Source organism: Exiguobacterium sp. s46 (assembly GCF_018618875.1).
GTDB lineage: Bacteria > Bacillota > Bacilli > Exiguobacteriales > Exiguobacteriaceae > Exiguobacterium_A > Exiguobacterium_A abrahamii.
Map to the genome: position 1 here is coordinate 645,040 of NZ_JACSMY010000001.1, position 17,547 is coordinate 662,586.

Sequence of the window (17,547 nt, forward strand, 5' to 3'; positions counted from 1 at the left end):
GGGCGGACTTTTTTGTATTCTCTTAGTTACCGACAAAGGAGCGAACAAGAGATGACGTCACAAAACCAAGCAGAAACCGTACAACAACGCGAAGCGCGTGTCCGAAACAGATGGAAACAAGATCAGGTCTTCGCACGATCGATCGAGCAACGCACGGAAGCGGAATTCGTATTCTACGAAGGACCGCCGACTGCGAACGGTTTACCCCACGTCGGTCATGCACTCGGACGAACCGTCAAGGATACCGTCGCCCGCTATAAGACGATGCAAGGATTCCGGGTCGAACGAAAAGCCGGCTGGGATACACATGGACTACCGGTCGAACTCGGGGTCGAGAAACAACTCGGCATCTCCGGCAAACAAGCGATCGAAGACTATGGTGTTGAAGCATTCATCGCACGCTGTAAGGAAAGTGTCTTCTCCTATGAAACACAGTGGCGTTCCTTCACGGAAAAACTCGGCTACTGGGTCGACATGGATAACCCTTACGTGACGATGGAGGACGAGTATATCGAAAGCATCTGGCACATCCTCGGGACGATCCATGACAAAGGCTGGTTGACGAAGGGACATCGTGTATCACCGTATTGTCCGAGCTGTCAGACGTCACTTAGTTCCCATGAAGTCGCGCAAGGCTATCAGGACGTGACGGACTTATCGGCGACGGTCAAACTCCCGATCGTCGGCATGGAGCAGACGTTTCTACTTGCATGGACGACGACACCGTGGACGTTACCGGCAAACGTCGCGGTGGCGGTTCATCCGGAATTGACGTATGTCACGGTAGCGTTTGAAGGAGAGCAATTCATTGTCGCAAAAGCGTTAGTCGCTGAACTGTTCTCAGAATCCGTCGAGGTCGTATCCGAACAGCTCGGTGCGGAACTCGTCGGCTTGTGTTATGAACCACCGTTTGATTTCGTGACGCCAGAGAACGGTCACACGGTCGTCGGGGCGTCCTTCGTCCAAGCGACGAGCGGAACCGGACTTGTCCATCTTGCTCCAGCGTACGGGGAAGAAGATTACCGGGTCGTCCGGGAAAACGGTCTGTCATTCGTTAATGTCGTCGATGCTGCTGGGTGTTACACGGATGCCGTTCCACCACTCGTTGGTCGATTCGTCAAAGAGTCAGACGTCGCGATCATCCAGCTGCTCGATGAACGGGGACGCTTGTTTGCGAAAAAACGCTATACGCACAGTTATCCGCATTGTTGGCGATGTGACTCGCCACTGCTCTATTACGCACAAGACAACTGGTTCATCGAGACGACGGCCGTCAAGGAACAACTCCTTGCGAACAATGCGTCTGTGACGTGGTATCCCGACCACGTCAAGGAAGGGCGGTTCGGGAAGTTTCTTGAGCAACTCGTCGACTGGAACATCAGTCGTAATCGCTACTGGGGCACACCACTGAACGTCTGGGAGTGTGAAGCGTGTGACACGACGTTCGTTCCAAAAAACAAGGCTGACTTGTTGCACCGGACGACGACAGCGACGGAATCCGTCGAGTTGCATAAACCATACGTCGATGCGTTATCGGTCTCGTGTCCGACGTGTCAGGGAGTGATGCACCGGACACCAGAAGTCATCGATGTCTGGTTTGATAGCGGAGCGATGCCGTTCGCGCAACAGCATTATCCGTCACGGACGCAGACGCTTAACCGCTATCCAGCCGATGTCGTCATCGAAGGCATCGATCAGACGCGGGGCTGGTTCTACAGCTTGCAAGCGATCTCGACACTCTTCACGGGACAGCCTGCTTATAAGCGTGTCCTCGCACTCGGGCACGTCCTTGATGAGAACGGGCAGAAGATGTCGAAGAGTCGTGGGAATGCCCTCGACCCGGTGGCATTGATCGAAGCATATGGTGCTGATAGCCTGCGCTGGGCGCTACTCGTCGACAGCAGTCCGTGGAGTGCGAAACGGTTTGCTGAGCGGATCGTCCAAGAAGCAAAATCAAAACTAGTCGATACACTGGATCATGCCGTCCAGTTTTATCTGACGTATGCCAAGCTAGACGGATTTGATGGCTCACGTCCGCAAAAACGGACGCGTCTCGACGAATGGTTGCTCTCGCGTGTCCATCAGACGACGCAAGACGTGACGGATGCGATGGACGATTATCAATTGACTCAAGCAGCACGGAGTCTTGCGCAACTCGTCGATGAGATCAGTAACTGGTACATCCGCCGTTCTCGGGAACGTTTCTGGCAAGCTGACTGGTCGCAAGAGAAACAAGCCGCGTACAAGACGCTTCACTTCGCACTTTCGACGACGGCACGACTACTCGCTCCGTTCACGCCGTACCTTGCTGATGATGTCTATCAGCGATTAACAGGAATGAGCGTACATGTAGCGGATTATCCGGTTGCCGATCAATCGATGCTCCGACCTGATCTGGAATACGAAATGGCACAGGTTGTCTCTGTCGTCGAGTTAGGACGACAAGTACGTAATACGCACGCTTTAAAAGTCAAACAACCGCTTGCTAGCTTAGGCGTCCAATCGAGTGAAACCTTTTCGTGGTCGGACTATACGGCAATCATCCAAGAGGAACTGAATGTAAAAGACGTCCAAATCGTTCCGACGACGCAAGCGACGACACGGTTCCGTCTTAAACTGAACTTCCGCGCAGCCGGAGCGAAATTCGCACAGCAAGCGAACGCGATCCACCAATGGCTACAACAATTGTCTGCACAGGAGACTTCCGACTTGCTTGAGACAGGAAGATTAATCTACCGGACCACATCAGGCGATGAAGTCGAGGTGCGTCAAGCGGACGTCATCGTCGAACCAATCGTCAAGACGGGTTTTGCTGCTGCGACGAATGGTGGACTCACCGTGACGCTCGATACGCGGATCACGGAAGCACTGGAGCAGGAACGCTGGATGCGGGAGCTCGTCCGCTATATCCAGTCGGAACGAAAGGCACAAGCGTTATCGCGGGACGCCCGAATCGATCTCGTCTTATCGGTCGATACGACGTTCCAACCAATCGTCGAGACCTTTGAGCCTTTGTTATTCAAACACCTTGCCTTATCCTCCGTGCGAACTGAACCGCTACAGGGAGCAGGGGATGTTCAGCTAGGCGGACACGATGTCGGTGTCTCGTTCACACCAACGAAAGAATATTGTTAAGGAGAAGAGCATGATTGCATTAGAAGCATTAAAAGGTCGACTCGTCGACGGTTTGTTAGAGGTCCAAAAAGAAGAAGGATATGTTGCCCGAGAACGTTTCATCTTTAACCGAGGGGCGACGGACGAACAGCTCGCGCTGTTACCTGCGTGGACGGCAGACGACTATCAGGCGTTCTTGCGTCAACATAACGGGGCGAAGCTGTTTCAGCACGAAACGTTATCCTACAACGATGGATTCGAACTCTTTTCGATCGAGGATTGCCTGACGTATAGCGAGATTTGGGAATGTCCCGAAAACTTCTTAGCGATTGGCGCAGGACCAGACGGGGAGTGGATCGTCTACGAGATGAATCGCCCGGCAGGATATCGGATCTGGAGTGGGGAATTTCTTAATTTCGAGGAATGGGAAGAAGACGCAATGCCGTTTGGCTTCGAGCGATGGCTCGACTACTTGATCGTCGCGCAAGGCACGCAATTTTGGGAATGGTTCCGGTAAGAGAGGAAGAGGTTCAGTGGATATTCAATTAAAGGTAGCGTCTCTTACAGACGCTCCGAAGCTTCACACGCTTCAACTCGAGGCGTTTTCAGAGACGCTCGAGCGGTATCAGGATTTTGCAACGAATCCGGCGAACGAATCGATCGATCGTGTCATTCACCGGATCACACATCCGAGTAGTACGTTTCATCAAATCATCGTCGACGATGTCGTCGTCGGCGGGATTTGTGTCGTTGCGAAAGCACCGAGTCGCTACGCGATCAGTCCGATGTTCTTAGATCCAGCCCGTCAAGGTGAAGGGATCGCCCAACGCGCATTACAGCTCGTTGAAGCAGCTTATCCGACTGCAACGACATGGGAACTGCGGACGATTCGCGAAGAGACACGTAACTGTTATTTCTATGAGAAGATGGGCTATCGATTGACCGGTGTCAGTCAACCGCTCAACGAACGGGCGACACTCGTTTCTTATCAAAAATCAGTTTCGGAATGAACGGGTTTTGTCGGAAGGAAGAACCACCACAGATTCGTTAATAGAGCGGCAAGGACGGCAAAGTTAAACAGATAAAGGCAAAAGAAGAAGACGAACTCACCGATGTCCTCAAGGTTAGCTAACGGATTATCGACCAGGTATGATTCGTGACTGATCCCGAAGATGAATAAAGGAAAGAAGACATAGAAGTATCGTTTCCAAAAGAATGACGCACGACCTGTTTGAGACATATGAGCACCTCCTGAAGGAATGGCACGCTTCTTCTGACCGGAAGAAGCGTGTGTTCGTTTACGATAAGGATGGTGTACCGACGACTTCGACGTGGCGCGTGACCGTATCAAACAGACGTGTCCGCGTATCGTTATGAGACAACAGCAACGGCTCACCCGTCTCGTCATAGATGAAGGCAATCGGAATCGAAAAACCACAGTTGCGGTACGAACCATCGGCATGACTTGTTCCGATCATGAGTGCTTGTTGCGCCTGACTGATGATGCGCGCTTCACCGGACCACTCAACGTACTGTTCCTCGCTGAACATGCCGACGCCAATCGGGTTGAAGATGAGATCAAGTCCGGATTCCTCGCGTAGTCCGTCGTTTCCTAAGAAGATTTCGCGACAGAGGACGTATCCATAGCGGAACGACCTGTCGTTTGCTGTTGATGGTGTATATAGCGGTCCAGCTTCTGGTGTTTTTGCGCGATTGAGCAGAATCGTCCCGGTCGCATCGATGATGGCAGCACGATCGAGATTCGCTTCATCTTTGTAACCGAGGACGATGGCTGTCTCGAACTGCTTGGCAAGATGTTGCACGCGTTCGAGTTCGGTGACCGTACAATAGCCTTCCGGGTAGACGATCAGGTCGACTTCAGGATAAGCGGCGATTTCACGTTCGAATTGTTCGAGTCCGGTCTCGCGTTTTGGTTGAGCGATTAATAATTTCATCAAAACATCCTCTCAGGCATAAATATATCTGAAAAATCAGACTTTATACTCGTTATGATTTTACCATTAGTGGTAAAATAAAGCATATCGCTTTTTGATAAATTTTACTGCAAGTGAAGGAAGGTCATCCGCTTGAACATTTCGAAAACCATTCTTGTGACACGCCATCTACCGGCGATGAAGGCTTTTTACATAAACCAGATCGGATTCCCGCTCGTCTCGGAAACGAATGAGTCGTTTACGATGCAAATCGGTACCGATCAACTGACATATCAACAGACGGACGATGTTGATACGCAATACCATATGGCGTTCAACATTCCGGAAAACGTCTTCCAACAAGGAAAAGCGTGGCTCGTAGAACGGACACCACTCTTGATCGAAGATGGACAGGACGAGATTTATTTTGACTTCACGGACTCGCATTCCTGCTATTTTTATGACCCGGATGAGAATGTCTTGGAGCTGATCGCGCGGCATCAAATCAATCCATCTAAAGCGGAACCGACGTTTGATGTATCCGACATCCTCGGAATCGGTGAGATGAGTCTGACGGTGAAAGACGTGCTTGAAGTGGGTGAGCAGTTAGCAGAAATCGGCGTTCTCGAGCGACGGGAACGTCCGCTCAACGGCGCGTCACTCAACTTCCTCGGACCGGTCGCGGATGGAACGCATATCTTGCTCGTCCCGGAAGGACGGACATGGTTGTTCTCACCGAAGACGGCGAAGGTCAGTCCGATCGAGATGGAACTCGACGGCAGACATCGGGTTCGGCTTGACGCAGCGGGCGTATGGCATCAAAGTGCCGTTTCTTCATAATTCATTATTCTAAAAAGTGAGGGAAGTAAGATGAATAAAGCGGTGAATGCGAGTATCGCGTTCGGATTATTGTTGTTCGTATGTGGTTTCTTTTTTCTGTTTGGCTATTTGGCCCGGTCGATGCCGATTCAGCAAGGCGGTGACCCGGTCATCTTACCGGTCGCAGCACTCCTCGTTCTCCTACCATTCGTGATCCGTGAAGGCATGCATGTTTTGACGTATGTTACGTTGACACGTCGACAGGTCGGCGTACTCATCTTATTTGCAATCAGCGGAATCATACTTAGTAGTTGGATTGAGGTGCAGCAGAATGTTGCCGTAATCGATTTCCGTTCCCTCTTTACGATTCATACGTACGTACTGTTCGTTTCGGGCATCATCTTGTTATGTCTCCTATTGACGGGACTCAAACGGATGCGCGTCCGAACGAAAGTGATTTAAATGGAAAAGGACTGAATGACATGGGATACATCACAGAATTACGCAAACTCGTCGGCACACGACCGCTCGTCATGGCAGGGGCGTGTGTCATCGTCGTCAACGATAAACAAGAAGTCTTATTACAACTTCGGCAAGATAATGGTTGCTGGGGACTCGCTGGTGGAGCGCTTGAGATCGGTGAGACGCTCGTAGAAACAGCAAAACGTGAATTAAGGGAAGAGACCGGTCTTGAAGCGGAGCATCTCAAATTATTGAACGTCTATTCGGGTGATGCGTTTTACTATAAGTATCCGCATGGGGATGAGGTCTACAATGTCATCTCGGCATTTCTGTGCACTACCTATACGGGAGAAATCGTTCGTGATCCGTCAGAAGTCGTGGAATTACGCTTTTTCGCTATGGATCAGCTACCAGAAAACCTCAATCCACCGGAACGACCGATCTTGATGGAGTATGTTCAAAAACAACGGACAGCGCATCACGTTTCTATTTATTAAAGCTAGCAGCACGAATAAAAAATCTTGAATGAAAGCAATTTAATATTTCAATACAAAAAAGTGGAGTCTTTTCAATTCATCATTGAAAAGACTCCACTTTTTTGGTTCAGTTTATTTTTGTATTGATTTTCATAAAATATAATTTTTAAATTTTGTTTAGTCTATTTAAAATAATTCAGTTTTAGGTAATTTGAATTATTTACTAAAAAGAAGGTCAACTAATTATTAGAAACTCATCAATTAGGGCTTTATATTTATTTATTTTCTCTAAATCATTAATCGTTTCTAAAAAATTAAACCCTTTATTTATAAGATCAATATTATCTGCGTAGCTATAATTTGAACTTCGTGATTTCATTTTATAAATACCTTCTCTTAAATCACAATCACCTAAGAAAGAATAAATCTCGAATTTTTCTGAAATTTCTTTTGCAATTAAAATTTGTTGTATGGCTTTTTCATAATCTTTTTTAAAAGCATAAATTGAAGATAAATTAAGTAGAACTATTATAAATTTCTTGTTCCAATCGTAAGAGTCATTATACTTTTTTAGGTTAGACGATAATTTATTTTCATAAATAGATACGTATTCATCAGGTATTGCAAATTCAATAGATTTTAATAGTAATGTTTCATAATAAAAGTATTCGTCATACTTAGAAAAATAATCCCATAATAAATAAACCTTACTTTTTTCGAATGGGATGATTTCAACCTCAAGTTCTTCTAAATAACTTATTAAAAGATTGTAAATATTTTCTTGTAAATAAGTTGAATTTTGATGCTCTTCTATTTTCTTTTGAAAAATTTTCAAATCTTCTATAGATTCAGATAAAGAAATAGTTAAATATGTAAAATATTGATTTTCAATACTATTGTTGATTTGAAAATCGTTATTTAAAATATCTAGTTCATGAATAGGTATATCTAAAACTTCAAGAATTTTAAAAAAAATTGTTGGTCGGAGCTCAATTGCTCCTGCCTCGAATTTACTGTAAGCACCTTGAGTAATATGTACCTTCAATGCTACTTCTTTTTGAGTCAATTCTTTAGTTAAACGAACCTTTTTAATATACTCACCTATCAAAAAACTGACCTCCTTCTAATTATTACTTTTGGAATATTATTAAAACTATATCTTTAATATGCTAATTTAATCAATGGGTAAGGGAATTTTTACAATTTCTTTATTACAAATTTATTGGAGGTAATATGATATGAAATTAAAAAAGGTTGTTACAGTAGCAGCACTAGGTCTTACTTTATTGGGAACAGCTGGTGGCGATGTTCTTGCACAACAAGTTAAATCGTTTTCAGGATTTACTGTTACATATTCTGGTGGAGAAAAATATGCTCCATATTCATTACGTGAAGATAATACTAAAGCAGTAGTAAATCTTTCAAACGATACTGGTACTGCATGGATCTCTGCCAATATGAGAAACTCCGATAATGCATTTCGTGGTGGTACCGAAGTGCAACGTAATACTCGTAAAGAGTTCTCAACTGTTAATGCATCGGTGAACTATAGTTACAAATTAGGTTTGAGTAAAACAAACAACACTGGTGGTGGAGAAGTAACAATTAAAGGTTCATGGGCAGCAAGTTTATAAGAAAAAAAGGCGCAAATTGCGCCTTTTTTACTGTTTAATATCATAGACAAAAGAGGATTAATTACCCAATTTATTGATAGTGTGTAGAATAGTTTTTGTATATATGGAATGATGATACAGTGAATTATATTTTTTGGGAGGTGATAGCTTTTGATTGCAACTCTTAAAATCAAAAGTAGATTTGTTTTCATCACAATTATTTCTTTATTCATGGCTTTGACCGTTTCATGGGCTTTCGCTAGTAATTTTGTTGACATCATGACGATGGATTACAATGCAAAAGATTTGGTTGGAACAAAAAGTGAAATTCGATCAAACTTTTTGATGTCCATTGCGACATGGGAACGGTTTGTCGACTCATCGATGTTCTATCTAATTAATTTCCTACCAGCATTTTTTGTTTTAGTCACATTAGGATTATATGCTGAAAAAAGAAGTACATATGCAATGGGACGCCATCGCTATTCATCATTTAAGAAGACGATCTATCGAGATGTCATTCAATATGTTCTTCTCTCTACTGCGACGGTAACAGGAGTATTCATTATTTATTATTCGATTGGTGCTGTCTTTGTTTATCGGGGACTAAACGATATTGGAGGCTTTGCATCTGTGTTACCAGTAAATTTTTATGCTAATCATCCCTACCTATTTTTCCTCTTCATGGCCTCAACCATTTATCTCTCACTTGCTTTTGTTTTTAGTTTATTGTCTGCAGCGCTCGTCTTAATTTTCGATCGAGAATACAAGGTGATTCTAGCGGTATTAGCCATTTATTTTATTTACGGAAAAATTGGCTTTTTGACAGGGAGCTCATGGCTGACTATATTTTCTAGTTTTGTTGCTTATAATACGACTCGTTCAACGGTTGAGACGTTTTATCCTCTTCTTGGACTATTGATTATTGCAATTGGTTTATTGGTTTATGGTGTAAATAAGACAGTTCGACAATATGAAGAATAGGAAAATAATGATATGACAAATAGATATACTTTTAAACAAATGACGATTATCAGTATGTTGGCAATCATCATCAGTTATTTAAATTACAAACAAGGATTCAAAGCGATACAAGTTTTTTCGTCTGATCGTCAAATCGATTTAGGCTATCTAGAGATATTTGATCGCATTTTCATTAATCTTAATTTTAGCCAATTAGAGTATATGGAAGGAAATTCTCCTTTCCATTACATAGGTCCATTCTTATTTTTTTTATGCGTCATTTTTGTGGGGAGCTATCCTTTTTTAGCTTTAAAAAAAACATATTTTCAATTTATTTATGTACGCTCTAATCATAAGTTGAAAGCCCTCCTCTATATGCTACAGGGCTTTTTATCTCGAATCACAGTTTTTGTAATCGTTTACGCGATTAGTATGTTGGGTTGGCTATTTCAAAATAATCTATCAGCGATCACAAGTAATACAGAAATTTTAATGAAGATTACTTTTTTTTCGATAGCAGCTATTTTTATATCTAGCGCGTTAACCATCCTCCTTTTATTTTTCTATATAAAGTGGGATGAAATTATTGCGATAGTAGGCGTATTATTAGCGCTTTTTACTGTGTTCGTCATAAATGTATCTTTTCCAAATTCAAGTATCGTCTTTATTGGTCAGGATCACTATTTCAGTACAGGAATAGTCACTGGATTAACATTAGTTGTTTTATCATTTACAGCTGTTTATAAAACCAAATACAAAATAGAGTAGGTGCCTCGGATGATTCAAATTCAAAACGTAAATAAGTCGATTAAAAATACTCAGATTTTAAAAGATATCAGCATATCGATCGAAGAACAATCGTGCGTTGGTTTTGTTGGACATAACGGGTCTGGTAAAACGATGTTGTTGAAAGCAATTTGTGGATTTACGAATATCAACAGTGGAAAAATCATAGTTAAGGATTCACCTATTGAATTTGGAAATAAGTACATCAAAGACGCTGGAATCATCATTGAACACCCACCATTCATCCACTACATATCTGCTTGGGATAACTTAAAGGTCTTAGCAAACATCAATAATAAGATTGATGATGAAACGATTCTACGAACGCTTGAAAAGGTTGGATTATTGCAGGATAAAGATAAAAAAGTGAAAAGCTTCTCGTTAGGTATGAAGCAAAAATTGCGGATCGCTCAAGCAATCATGGAAAAGCCGAAAATTTTAGTCCTAGATGAACCATTTAATGGATTGGACCGTGCTTCTGTTCAAAACGTTCAAGAGATTCTTCTTGAATTCAAAAAATCAGGTACGACAATTTTGTTAACGAGTCATGATGAACGTCACATCGAGGCGTTATGCGATATCGTTTACCAAATGGAAGGGGGCGAATTAATTGCGTAACGTTAAACTTATGTTTTTATGTAGCTTTCTTCTAATCGGAGGATGTACTCCTTATGGTATTACAGGTTCTCCTGAAGAAGATGCACCAAAATCGCAAGAAACAACTGCAGAGAAAAAGGCAATGGAAACACCTGATCATTTTTCGGTCACTCTTCAAGCATTCGAGAACCAGATAGCGCAATATGCGTTTTTCAAAGAGTTCGAACCGATACAAAATGGTTTGAAACAAAATGATGGTCCAGTTCAGTTTGAATACAAATCAAAGGACTTAAAAAACGAGGACTCTCTTCAAAATATTTATTTGACAATCGATGTAGACGGTGAAGAGTTTAGCACAGCTTCAGAACAAACCGTTAAATCATTAGAGATGATCTGTGATGGTTTGAACCAAGAAGTTGACCTTGTTACGGTCATTAAACGAATTAAGGCGAATGAAACCAGTTTATATGAAAATGAACAATTATCGATAGAATTAATGAATTTCAAAAATGATGTTCAGATTATTATCAGTCCAAAAGTTTGACAGTTGGAAGTCTTTACAATGCCTGTTCCTTATCGGAGTAGGCATTTTTGAAATGAATAATATTTCTATGATGCTTTGAAAGGTGCCCAATTAATGACGAGAAATCAACAATGTGGATCTACCGCTATCGTAATGACGATGTCTGACGAGCGAGTACGCAAATACTTCCATGAATCGATTCAAACACAACGAATCTTACAGGAATTTCGTATGCTTGAAGAACTAGAACGAACGACCATCCCGACGCCAAACGTATATGCTGTTGCATTAGAAGATTCGCCGTTCATTGAGATGCAGCAGATCGACGGCAACGAAATGTTAGAGTTGTTTGATCCCTCCCGAATAACGGATTTTCTTAATACCTTCGCGACATTACATCAACGGATTCATCAGCATCAATCGCGTGTAGTACCTGGATGGCACGATGTCACCCATCAAAAAATGCGTCATCTATCAACTGCGTTACGCTTGAAGGCGGAACGATTGTTAGAGACGCTTCACATTCCGCAACAACAAGGATTGCTCCACGGGGACTACCATTTCCAGAATATCCTCGTGACAGCGGATAAAACGTTCGTCGTCATTGATTGGCATGATGCGACGACAGGGCCACCGATCGCGGATGTCGCGCGGACGTTGCTCTTGCTGCGAATAGCAGGTGGAACAGTAGTGCCGGACGAGGTGCGACGATACGTCTGTCGCGAATACCTCGACCGCTATCAAGCTGTTTCGTCAATCCAGCTATCGAATCTTGCAGACTGGTTACGACTCATGGTCATTCTTAGGACGCTTGAGCAAATCCCGGATGCTGAACAAAGTCGGTTAAAAGAATTGATCAGTCATCCAGACCTCAGCTCATATTTTTTTAATACTTAAGTATATACAGGTAGGAGGAACGCCATTCATGAGAACCATCATCTCGATCCAAGGGGCTATGGCATCCGGGAAGACGACGCTTGCGCAAGCGCTCGAAGACGCTTACCCGGAGTTGCATGTCTATTATGAAAATCCGTATCCGATCGTTCAAAAAAGAAAGGAGCTCGAATTAGACATCCGTACCGAAGACGGATTCGTTGAGAATCAGCGCTTGTTCATTCAAGCGGAACTCGAACGGTTTCGCCATTTTCCCGACGGACACATCATATTAGATCGTGGTCCGGAAGATCTTGAATTTTATACGCTTCATTATCCACAGGTACATGGGTATGACTGGGATATGGAATTCCGTTTAAAGACAGAACTAGAGGCATTAAGAAGATGCCGATCAGACCTGATTCTTTATTTACGGGCACCAGACCATCTCTTACGAGAGCGGCGCGACGCCGATCAGACAAGAACGCGCCAATCTTTTGAACAACATCAACCGCTTTGGGCACTCGAAGAAAACTGGTATAAACAGTTTCCGGTCTATTCGATTGATACGACAGCGAAAACGCCGGAGCAAGTCCGACAAGCAGCGATTCATCAGTTGTCTGTCACTGGAATCTTAGGAAGGGGGAGCGAAATATGAACTTGAAAGAGCTGACGTATCCCCTCATCGAGGGACGAGACGAAAAACAGGTCTACTGGATAGAGCAAGGAGAATCGGTTCAGATCGGACAGACCTACGAAACGATTCGGCTAGAAAAAACAGCACATCAGTCCATTTTGGTACGGGAGCAAGAATTGGTGTCAGAAAAAATCGGCAATCGAACGATCCGTCTGATGATGGATGCAGAAAGTTATGCGCCACTCGAATTCGTCGAGTACCAAGCTGGTGTTCAAACCGTGCATGCGTTGTATCGAGCGGATGAAGTTGTGATCACGCGAGGAAATGAGCAATCTGTCTTGCCCATCCGTAAGAAAAGTGTTGATCTGTTTTCAATCGAATTGTTGTTGCGAGTATTACCACTGGCTGTTGATTCGACGCTCTCGTTTAGCGGCTTCAGTGCCGTTTCCGGACGTGAGGTGCCGATTCAGGTGCAACCTCTGCGGTACGATCTATTGATGACCGAGTCAGGCGAACACCTAGAGACACTTTGCGTTCACGTTGCGTTTGGTGAACGTGTTCAGTATTACTGGATTGATCCAGTCAAGCGGGAGCTGTTAAAGCAGTCCTCACAGATTGCGGACGGGATCTCGTTGGAATTTCGTCGATGAAAAAAAGAGCTGACTCAAAAGTCAGTCTCTACAAAGAAAAGGGTGGCAGAATGATGATCTGCCACCCTTTTCTCGTAAAAATGACGCGTCACACGCCACTCCTACAGGAAAAAGCGCATTATGCGCTGTCAGAGACAAACAAGACCCGCTTTCCTGCTTAAATGAAGCAGGAAAACTGGCTTGTGTCTCGCCTGAGGAAAGGGCGTGAAAAGACGCGTCATTCTTTTTTGAGTCAGCTCCATTTGTTATAGCTGAAAATGGTGTTGCATCGCTTCGAAAATCCGTTTACTTGCTTTTGTATCGTCAAACGCATAGATATGGCTGAGATGACGTTTGAATTTTTTAGGCATTTTCGATTCGCGTAGTGATTCCATCAAGGCGTCTCTTGTTTCGATGACGTCTCCTGGTAACAAATCCGTCGATTCGCCGGCATTATCTTCGCCAACTAAGACAGATGGGCGGTAGTAGATGACCTTTTTGTGCATCAAGGAAAAATCGAGACCAACACTCGAATAATCCGTGATCAATACATGATGATTTTCAAGTAGCTCCTTGACTGTGAACGCATCCTGACTGATGACATCGACGAAGTCCGAGTGGAACAAGTGGCTGAATTTTTGGAAATTGCGATGAAGATAGAACGAGACTTCAGCCTTGTTGTCCATTACTAAGCTTTTCACCCGTTCGTCCGTGATCAACGCTTGAAACTCCTGGTAATAGTCGCTTTCCATGAACTGTTCGTCTGAATACGTATCGAGTTTTGGTCGCCACGTCGGCATGATCAACAGCTTTTTCCGGTTTTTATATCGCTTGAGCCAACGTGATCGTTCCGTGATCAAGTGATCGAATCGGGCGAGACCCGTCACGATGATTTCGTCAGGATGAAAACCGTAATCGCGGGCGATGAGTTGTTTTTCCCGCTCCGAGGAGACGACGAATAAGTCGGTAAATGGATGCGGCATCTTTTTCCCATAAATGTGACTGACATCTTTTGATCCGATGACACCATGTTGCAAGAACAGCTTTTGTTTCGTTTGCATCAATGCTTCCGTGTGATAGGTAGCGAACGGTAAGGCATAACTGGAAGAATGCGTATGGCAGAGAATGTCTGCTGCTTGAACGACCTCGATGTTTTCTGGTGATTTGTAGAACACGATATGGTTCTCATATCCGACAAGATTTTTGAGGTCCGGACTCGACCGACTGATGATGTAGAAGATATTGAAGCGCTTCTGATGCTGGTCGACGAGATACTTGAAGAAAATCATCCCGTTATCTTGTGCTTTATCCGGATATTCAAAACAGATAATTGTCTTCTTCTTAGGGTCCAGTCCAAGTAACGGGTGAGGGTCTGCGCAATACTCGACAGTCTCGACCGGTACCGGGATTAGACGCATCGCAAGACGTTCCGACACGGTTGAATAGGGGCGGACCAAAACGTCATGTTGCTCATTAAGCGATAACCAGTGCTCATCGTTCAAGAGTTCCGGGTGATTTTTGAAGTGACGAATCCGCGGTGTAAAACCAGAGATCGGCATCTCACGAATCGTAAATCCGAACATGAGGTCATAGATGTTCGCATTGAATGCGTCGTAGTTATACCGGTCACCGAGTAACCGCTCGACGAGTTTTGGTTCGATCACGGCTTCGACCTCTGTCTTGAAGCGACGAGCATCAACTGGTGTGACGCTGAAGCGATTAATCGGCAGGGCGATTTTTTGTTCCTGATGTCTGATTTTAATGAAGCAATGTGGCTGTTTCACTTCGAAATACTTTGAGTGAAACGAAAAATTCAATAGAAGGACGTCGTCTTGACGAGTGATGCCCTCAAATAGGACGTCTTGATCATAAAAATTCATGATGGACGGTTTTTTGTTATAGATCAGACTGAGCTCATCGTCTTGGTCGATGAAAATGAAATAGGAATGTTTCCCTTGTTTAATGTAGCTATTTGGTGCGATGACTAGTGGCTCCGAAAGATGTTTGAACGAAATCGGTGTACCGGATTCATCGACGAATTTAACAGGATGATTCTTTTTTTTGAAGATATCGAGCAATGTATCGATCGATAGCACAAAGGCTGTCTCTATTTTTTGGAGTGGTATCAGTTGTTCATTGATCGCTAACTGTAGGCTTTGGTGCGGAAGATTCTCGATCAAAAACGTATGATCACGACAGGTGATTTTCATTGGTGCATGGCTTCCTTTCATACTCTGATTCAGTCGTTCTTAAACTACATCACTTACCATACAATATCTTCCGATTTCTGCAAAGATGTAGATTGATTGGAAACCACTGCAGTATAGTCTACTGGCTGAAGGATATTGGGAAAAGACAGATGTTACCGCATCTTCGCAAGACCATTGGTTGCAGAACCATGACAATGATTGGATATTATACAAAATCGATTGACTTTGTTCGTAAAAAAGGAGATAAATAGAAACTGTATTGGTAAATGCGACTAGTATCGCAAGAGGTTTATGAAAAAGCAAAGTCGGCTATATATAGAGGTTGAACTCACAGAAAAAAACAGGGATCAATCTTGAAGGGTGAAGGGGAGTAATGACAGATGCTGTATACGGTAACATCGACATTACCACCAAAACACGGTGGTAGAACGAAGTCGTTATTGAGTCGAATCGCGCTCATGGAACAAGAACTTGACGCTGGTTCAACAATCGTTACGACGAACTATAATGCCAACTACATGGAAGTCTACGAATTGTTCCGAACAGAAGAGAAGGTCGGTCCGAAAGTACAATTTGAAAATATCTACGATTGGCTATCAGATTACAAATTGTTAAGTATTCCAACGACTCGTTTTCGTAACAAACCGATCATCAAAGAAACGGAGCGCGAAATCGAAGGATTAAAAAGCGTCGAGAAAAAAAACAGTGACGCCGTTCGTTATTATGATGAGGAAGATGAGTATGTCCTCTACCGTAAATTTTACCCTGAAACGCAAGTCGTCGAATTCGAGGATTTCATGACGAACGCTTCCCGTAAAAAAGTCGAGCGCTGGGAATATAACGTCTACGGTCAATTGCACCGGAAGACGATTTATTCGCCGGTCCATTATGGAAAGATGATGGAAGAGTTGTATGATTCGGAAGGCAATGTCTATTGTAAGAAGTTCTACAATGAAATGGCGCGCCCGAAGCTTATCTTGATTCAGTTATACCGGAACGGCAGAATGTACAAAGCGTTCAAAAAAGAGAAGGACTTATTTGAGTATTACTTCAATCGATTGTTTAAAGACGGTGATGTCTTGTTCGTCGATGCGCGTTTACTGGACCGCTCGATTCTCAACATCAAAGCAGATGTCAAACGAGTCATGGTCATCCACAACTCACACTTGGATGGTTCGACCGTCAAAGGATCATATACGACGATGTTCTCGGAATCTGATAAAGTGACACGTTTCATCAGTCTGACGAATCACCAAAAAGAAGACATTTTGGAGCGGTATAACATCCCGGAAGAGAAGATTTCCATCATTCCGCACTTCATCGTCCCAGAACAAACGCAACGACGCGAACAGGTCAAGGATCAATTCTGTTTCATCGGTCGATTCGGTCTGCAAAAGCAGATGGATCATTTGATCAAGAGTTATGCGATCTTCAAACAATCAGGTCATACGACGAAGCTTGTGCTCTATGGCATGGACGAACAAGGGCAACTGGCGATGATGGAGAGTTTGATCGAGGAGCTCGGCTTACAGGATGATATCGAAATCCACGGCTTCACGTCGAATCCGGCAGAAGTCTTCCGAGAATCGAAAGCATCACTGTTGACGAGTGAATTTGAAGGATTTGGACTGACGGTCATGGAAAGTATTAATGTCGGCTGTCCGGTCATTTCTTATGACGTCAAATACGGACCACGCGAAATCATCGCCCACGGCGAGAACGGCTACCTTGTTCCACCGAACGACATGGAAGCTTTTGCTGCCGCGATGGTGCAACTCGTCGAACGACCACTCAAGCGCGTTGAGACGAAGCCATCGCTTTACCTCGAGACGGCTGTAAAGAACTATGGACGATTACTAGAAGAATTAAGCAACTAAACCTACTACTTGAACGATGAAGAGGATGAACGTT

The 17,547-nt window shown here is 43.8% G+C and carries 19 protein-coding genes; 15 read left to right on the forward strand and 4 right to left on the reverse strand.

The window, feature by feature from the left end; all coding sequences use genetic code 11:
* Window positions 1–51: 51 nt before the first annotated feature.
* Genes ileS through KNQ08_RS16820 form a run of 3 tightly spaced genes read left to right on the forward strand, consistent with a single transcriptional unit; the run spans window position 52 to window position 4,124 of the window.
* Window positions 52–3,135, forward strand: a complete 3,084-nt coding sequence (gene ileS / locus KNQ08_RS03325) for an isoleucine--tRNA ligase (RefSeq protein WP_214804678.1) — start codon at window positions 52–54, stop codon at window positions 3,133–3,135.
* Window positions 3,136–3,145: 10 nt separating this feature from the next.
* A complete protein-coding gene (locus tag KNQ08_RS03330; RefSeq protein ID WP_214804680.1) occupies window positions 3,146–3,631 on the forward strand; it encodes an SMI1/KNR4 family protein in 486 nt (161 codons plus the stop codon).
* 16 nt (window positions 3,632–3,647) lie between these two features.
* The gene (locus KNQ08_RS16820; RefSeq protein ID WP_214804682.1) at window positions 3,648–4,124 is read left to right on the forward strand and encodes a GNAT family N-acetyltransferase; all 477 of its coding nucleotides are present in this window, start codon (window positions 3,648–3,650) and stop codon (window positions 4,122–4,124) included.
* Here the strand turns inward: KNQ08_RS16820 and KNQ08_RS03340 are convergent.
* Both KNQ08_RS03340 and KNQ08_RS03345 read right to left on the reverse strand, forming a co-directional pair.
* Entirely contained in the window at window positions 4,103–4,354 is a 252-nt protein-coding gene (locus KNQ08_RS03340) for a hypothetical protein (RefSeq protein ID WP_058713566.1), read from the reverse strand. The genes KNQ08_RS16820 and KNQ08_RS03340 overlap by 22 nt on opposite strands.
* A 58-nt stretch (window positions 4,355–4,412) precedes the next feature.
* Entirely contained in the window at window positions 4,413–5,069 is a 657-nt protein-coding gene (locus tag KNQ08_RS03345; protein ID WP_214804684.1) for a carbon-nitrogen hydrolase family protein, read from the reverse strand.
* 132 nt (window positions 5,070–5,201) lie between these two features.
* On the opposite strand from KNQ08_RS03345, the gene KNQ08_RS03350 reads away from it, so the two are divergent.
* Genes KNQ08_RS03350 through KNQ08_RS03360 form a run of 3 tightly spaced genes read left to right on the forward strand, consistent with a single transcriptional unit; the run spans window position 5,202 to window position 6,826 of the window.
* Entirely contained in the window at window positions 5,202–5,888 is a 687-nt protein-coding gene (locus KNQ08_RS03350) for a glyoxalase (RefSeq protein WP_251133608.1), read from the forward strand.
* A 30-nt stretch (window positions 5,889–5,918) separates the two neighbouring features.
* Window positions 5,919–6,329, forward strand: coding sequence for a hypothetical protein (locus KNQ08_RS03355; protein ID WP_214804686.1), 411 nt, complete (start codon window positions 5,919–5,921; stop codon window positions 6,327–6,329).
* 20 nt (window positions 6,330–6,349) lie between these two features.
* Window positions 6,350–6,826, forward strand: a complete 477-nt coding sequence (locus tag KNQ08_RS03360) for an NUDIX hydrolase (protein WP_214804688.1) — start codon at window positions 6,350–6,352, stop codon at window positions 6,824–6,826.
* A gap of 214 nt (window positions 6,827–7,040) precedes the next feature.
* On the opposite strand, the gene KNQ08_RS03365 is transcribed toward KNQ08_RS03360, so the two are convergent.
* Entirely contained in the window at window positions 7,041–7,913 is an 873-nt protein-coding gene (locus KNQ08_RS03365; RefSeq protein WP_214804690.1) for a helix-turn-helix domain-containing protein, read from the reverse strand.
* Between the two features lie 130 nt (window positions 7,914–8,043).
* Between KNQ08_RS03365 and KNQ08_RS03370 the strand changes: the two genes are divergently transcribed.
* From KNQ08_RS03370 to KNQ08_RS03405, 8 genes are all read left to right on the forward strand, one after another.
* Entirely contained in the window at window positions 8,044–8,439 is a 396-nt protein-coding gene (locus tag KNQ08_RS03370) for a hypothetical protein (RefSeq protein ID WP_214804692.1), read from the forward strand.
* Between the two features lie 150 nt (window positions 8,440–8,589).
* On the forward strand, window positions 8,590–9,402 hold the full coding sequence (locus tag KNQ08_RS03375; protein ID WP_214804694.1) for a hypothetical protein: 813 nt from the start codon (window positions 8,590–8,592) through the stop codon (window positions 9,400–9,402).
* Between the two features lie 54 nt (window positions 9,403–9,456).
* Complete coding sequence (locus tag KNQ08_RS03380) at window positions 9,457–10,149, forward strand: hypothetical protein (protein WP_214804696.1); 693 nt, start codon at window positions 9,457–9,459, stop codon at window positions 10,147–10,149.
* Window positions 10,150–10,158: 9 nt separating this feature from the next.
* Complete coding sequence (locus KNQ08_RS03385) at window positions 10,159–10,785, forward strand: ABC transporter ATP-binding protein (RefSeq protein ID WP_214804698.1); 627 nt, start codon at window positions 10,159–10,161, stop codon at window positions 10,783–10,785.
* Window positions 10,778–11,308: a hypothetical protein gene (locus KNQ08_RS03390; RefSeq protein WP_214804700.1), complete on the forward strand. Its 531-nt coding sequence runs from the start codon at window positions 10,778–10,780 to the stop codon at window positions 11,306–11,308. Before KNQ08_RS03385 ends, KNQ08_RS03390 begins: the two co-directional genes overlap by 8 nt.
* Window positions 11,309–11,440: 132 nt before the next feature.
* A complete protein-coding gene (locus tag KNQ08_RS03395) occupies window positions 11,441–12,184 on the forward strand; it encodes a phosphotransferase family protein (protein WP_214804702.1) in 744 nt (247 codons plus the stop codon).
* 28 nt (window positions 12,185–12,212) lie between these two features.
* On the forward strand, window positions 12,213–12,818 hold the full coding sequence (locus tag KNQ08_RS03400; RefSeq protein ID WP_214769595.1) for an AAA family ATPase: 606 nt from the start codon (window positions 12,213–12,215) through the stop codon (window positions 12,816–12,818).
* The gene (locus KNQ08_RS03405) at window positions 12,815–13,447 is read left to right on the forward strand and encodes a hypothetical protein (protein ID WP_214804704.1); all 633 of its coding nucleotides are present in this window, start codon (window positions 12,815–12,817) and stop codon (window positions 13,445–13,447) included. Before KNQ08_RS03400 ends, KNQ08_RS03405 begins: the two co-directional genes overlap by 4 nt.
* A gap of 245 nt (window positions 13,448–13,692) precedes the next feature.
* On the opposite strand, the gene KNQ08_RS03410 is transcribed toward KNQ08_RS03405, so the two are convergent.
* A complete protein-coding gene (locus KNQ08_RS03410) occupies window positions 13,693–15,636 on the reverse strand; it encodes a CDP-glycerol glycerophosphotransferase family protein (RefSeq protein ID WP_214804706.1) in 1,944 nt (647 codons plus the stop codon).
* A 380-nt stretch (window positions 15,637–16,016) separates the two neighbouring features.
* Here KNQ08_RS03410 and KNQ08_RS03415 point away from each other — a divergent pair, with 380 nt between their 5' ends.
* A complete protein-coding gene (locus tag KNQ08_RS03415) occupies window positions 16,017–17,513 on the forward strand; it encodes a glycosyltransferase (RefSeq protein ID WP_214804708.1) in 1,497 nt (498 codons plus the stop codon).
* Window positions 17,514–17,547 lie beyond the last annotated feature (34 nt).

Excerpts from the sequence above, each read along its gene's own strand:
- ileS (WP_214804678.1), top strand. The coding sequence starts at position 52 with ATGACGTCACAAAACCAAGCAGAAACCGTACAACAACGCGAAGCGCGT.
- KNQ08_RS03330 (WP_214804680.1), top strand. The coding sequence starts at position 3,146 with ATGATTGCATTAGAAGCATTAAAAGGTCGACTCGTCGACGGTTTGTTA.
- KNQ08_RS03340 (WP_058713566.1), bottom strand. The coding sequence starts at position 4,354 with ATGTCTCAAACAGGTCGTGCGTCATTCTTTTGGAAACGATACTTCTAT.
- KNQ08_RS03345 (WP_214804684.1), bottom strand. The coding sequence starts at position 5,069 with ATGAAATTATTAATCGCTCAACCAAAACGCGAGACCGGACTCGAACAA.
- KNQ08_RS03355 (WP_214804686.1), top strand. The coding sequence starts at position 5,919 with ATGAATAAAGCGGTGAATGCGAGTATCGCGTTCGGATTATTGTTGTTC.
- KNQ08_RS03360 (WP_214804688.1), top strand. The coding sequence starts at position 6,350 with ATGGGATACATCACAGAATTACGCAAACTCGTCGGCACACGACCGCTC.
- KNQ08_RS03370 (WP_214804692.1), top strand. The coding sequence starts at position 8,044 with ATGAAATTAAAAAAGGTTGTTACAGTAGCAGCACTAGGTCTTACTTTA.
- KNQ08_RS03380 (WP_214804696.1), top strand. The coding sequence starts at position 9,457 with ATGTTGGCAATCATCATCAGTTATTTAAATTACAAACAAGGATTCAAA.
- KNQ08_RS03385 (WP_214804698.1), top strand. The coding sequence starts at position 10,159 with ATGATTCAAATTCAAAACGTAAATAAGTCGATTAAAAATACTCAGATT.
- KNQ08_RS03395 (WP_214804702.1), top strand. The coding sequence starts at position 11,441 with ATGACGATGTCTGACGAGCGAGTACGCAAATACTTCCATGAATCGATT.
- KNQ08_RS03400 (WP_214769595.1), top strand. The coding sequence starts at position 12,213 with ATGAGAACCATCATCTCGATCCAAGGGGCTATGGCATCCGGGAAGACG.
- KNQ08_RS03405 (WP_214804704.1), top strand. The coding sequence starts at position 12,815 with ATGAACTTGAAAGAGCTGACGTATCCCCTCATCGAGGGACGAGACGAA.
- KNQ08_RS03410 (WP_214804706.1), bottom strand. The coding sequence starts at position 15,636 with ATGAAAATCACCTGTCGTGATCATACGTTTTTGATCGAGAATCTTCCG.
- KNQ08_RS03415 (WP_214804708.1), top strand. The coding sequence starts at position 16,017 with ATGCTGTATACGGTAACATCGACATTACCACCAAAACACGGTGGTAGA.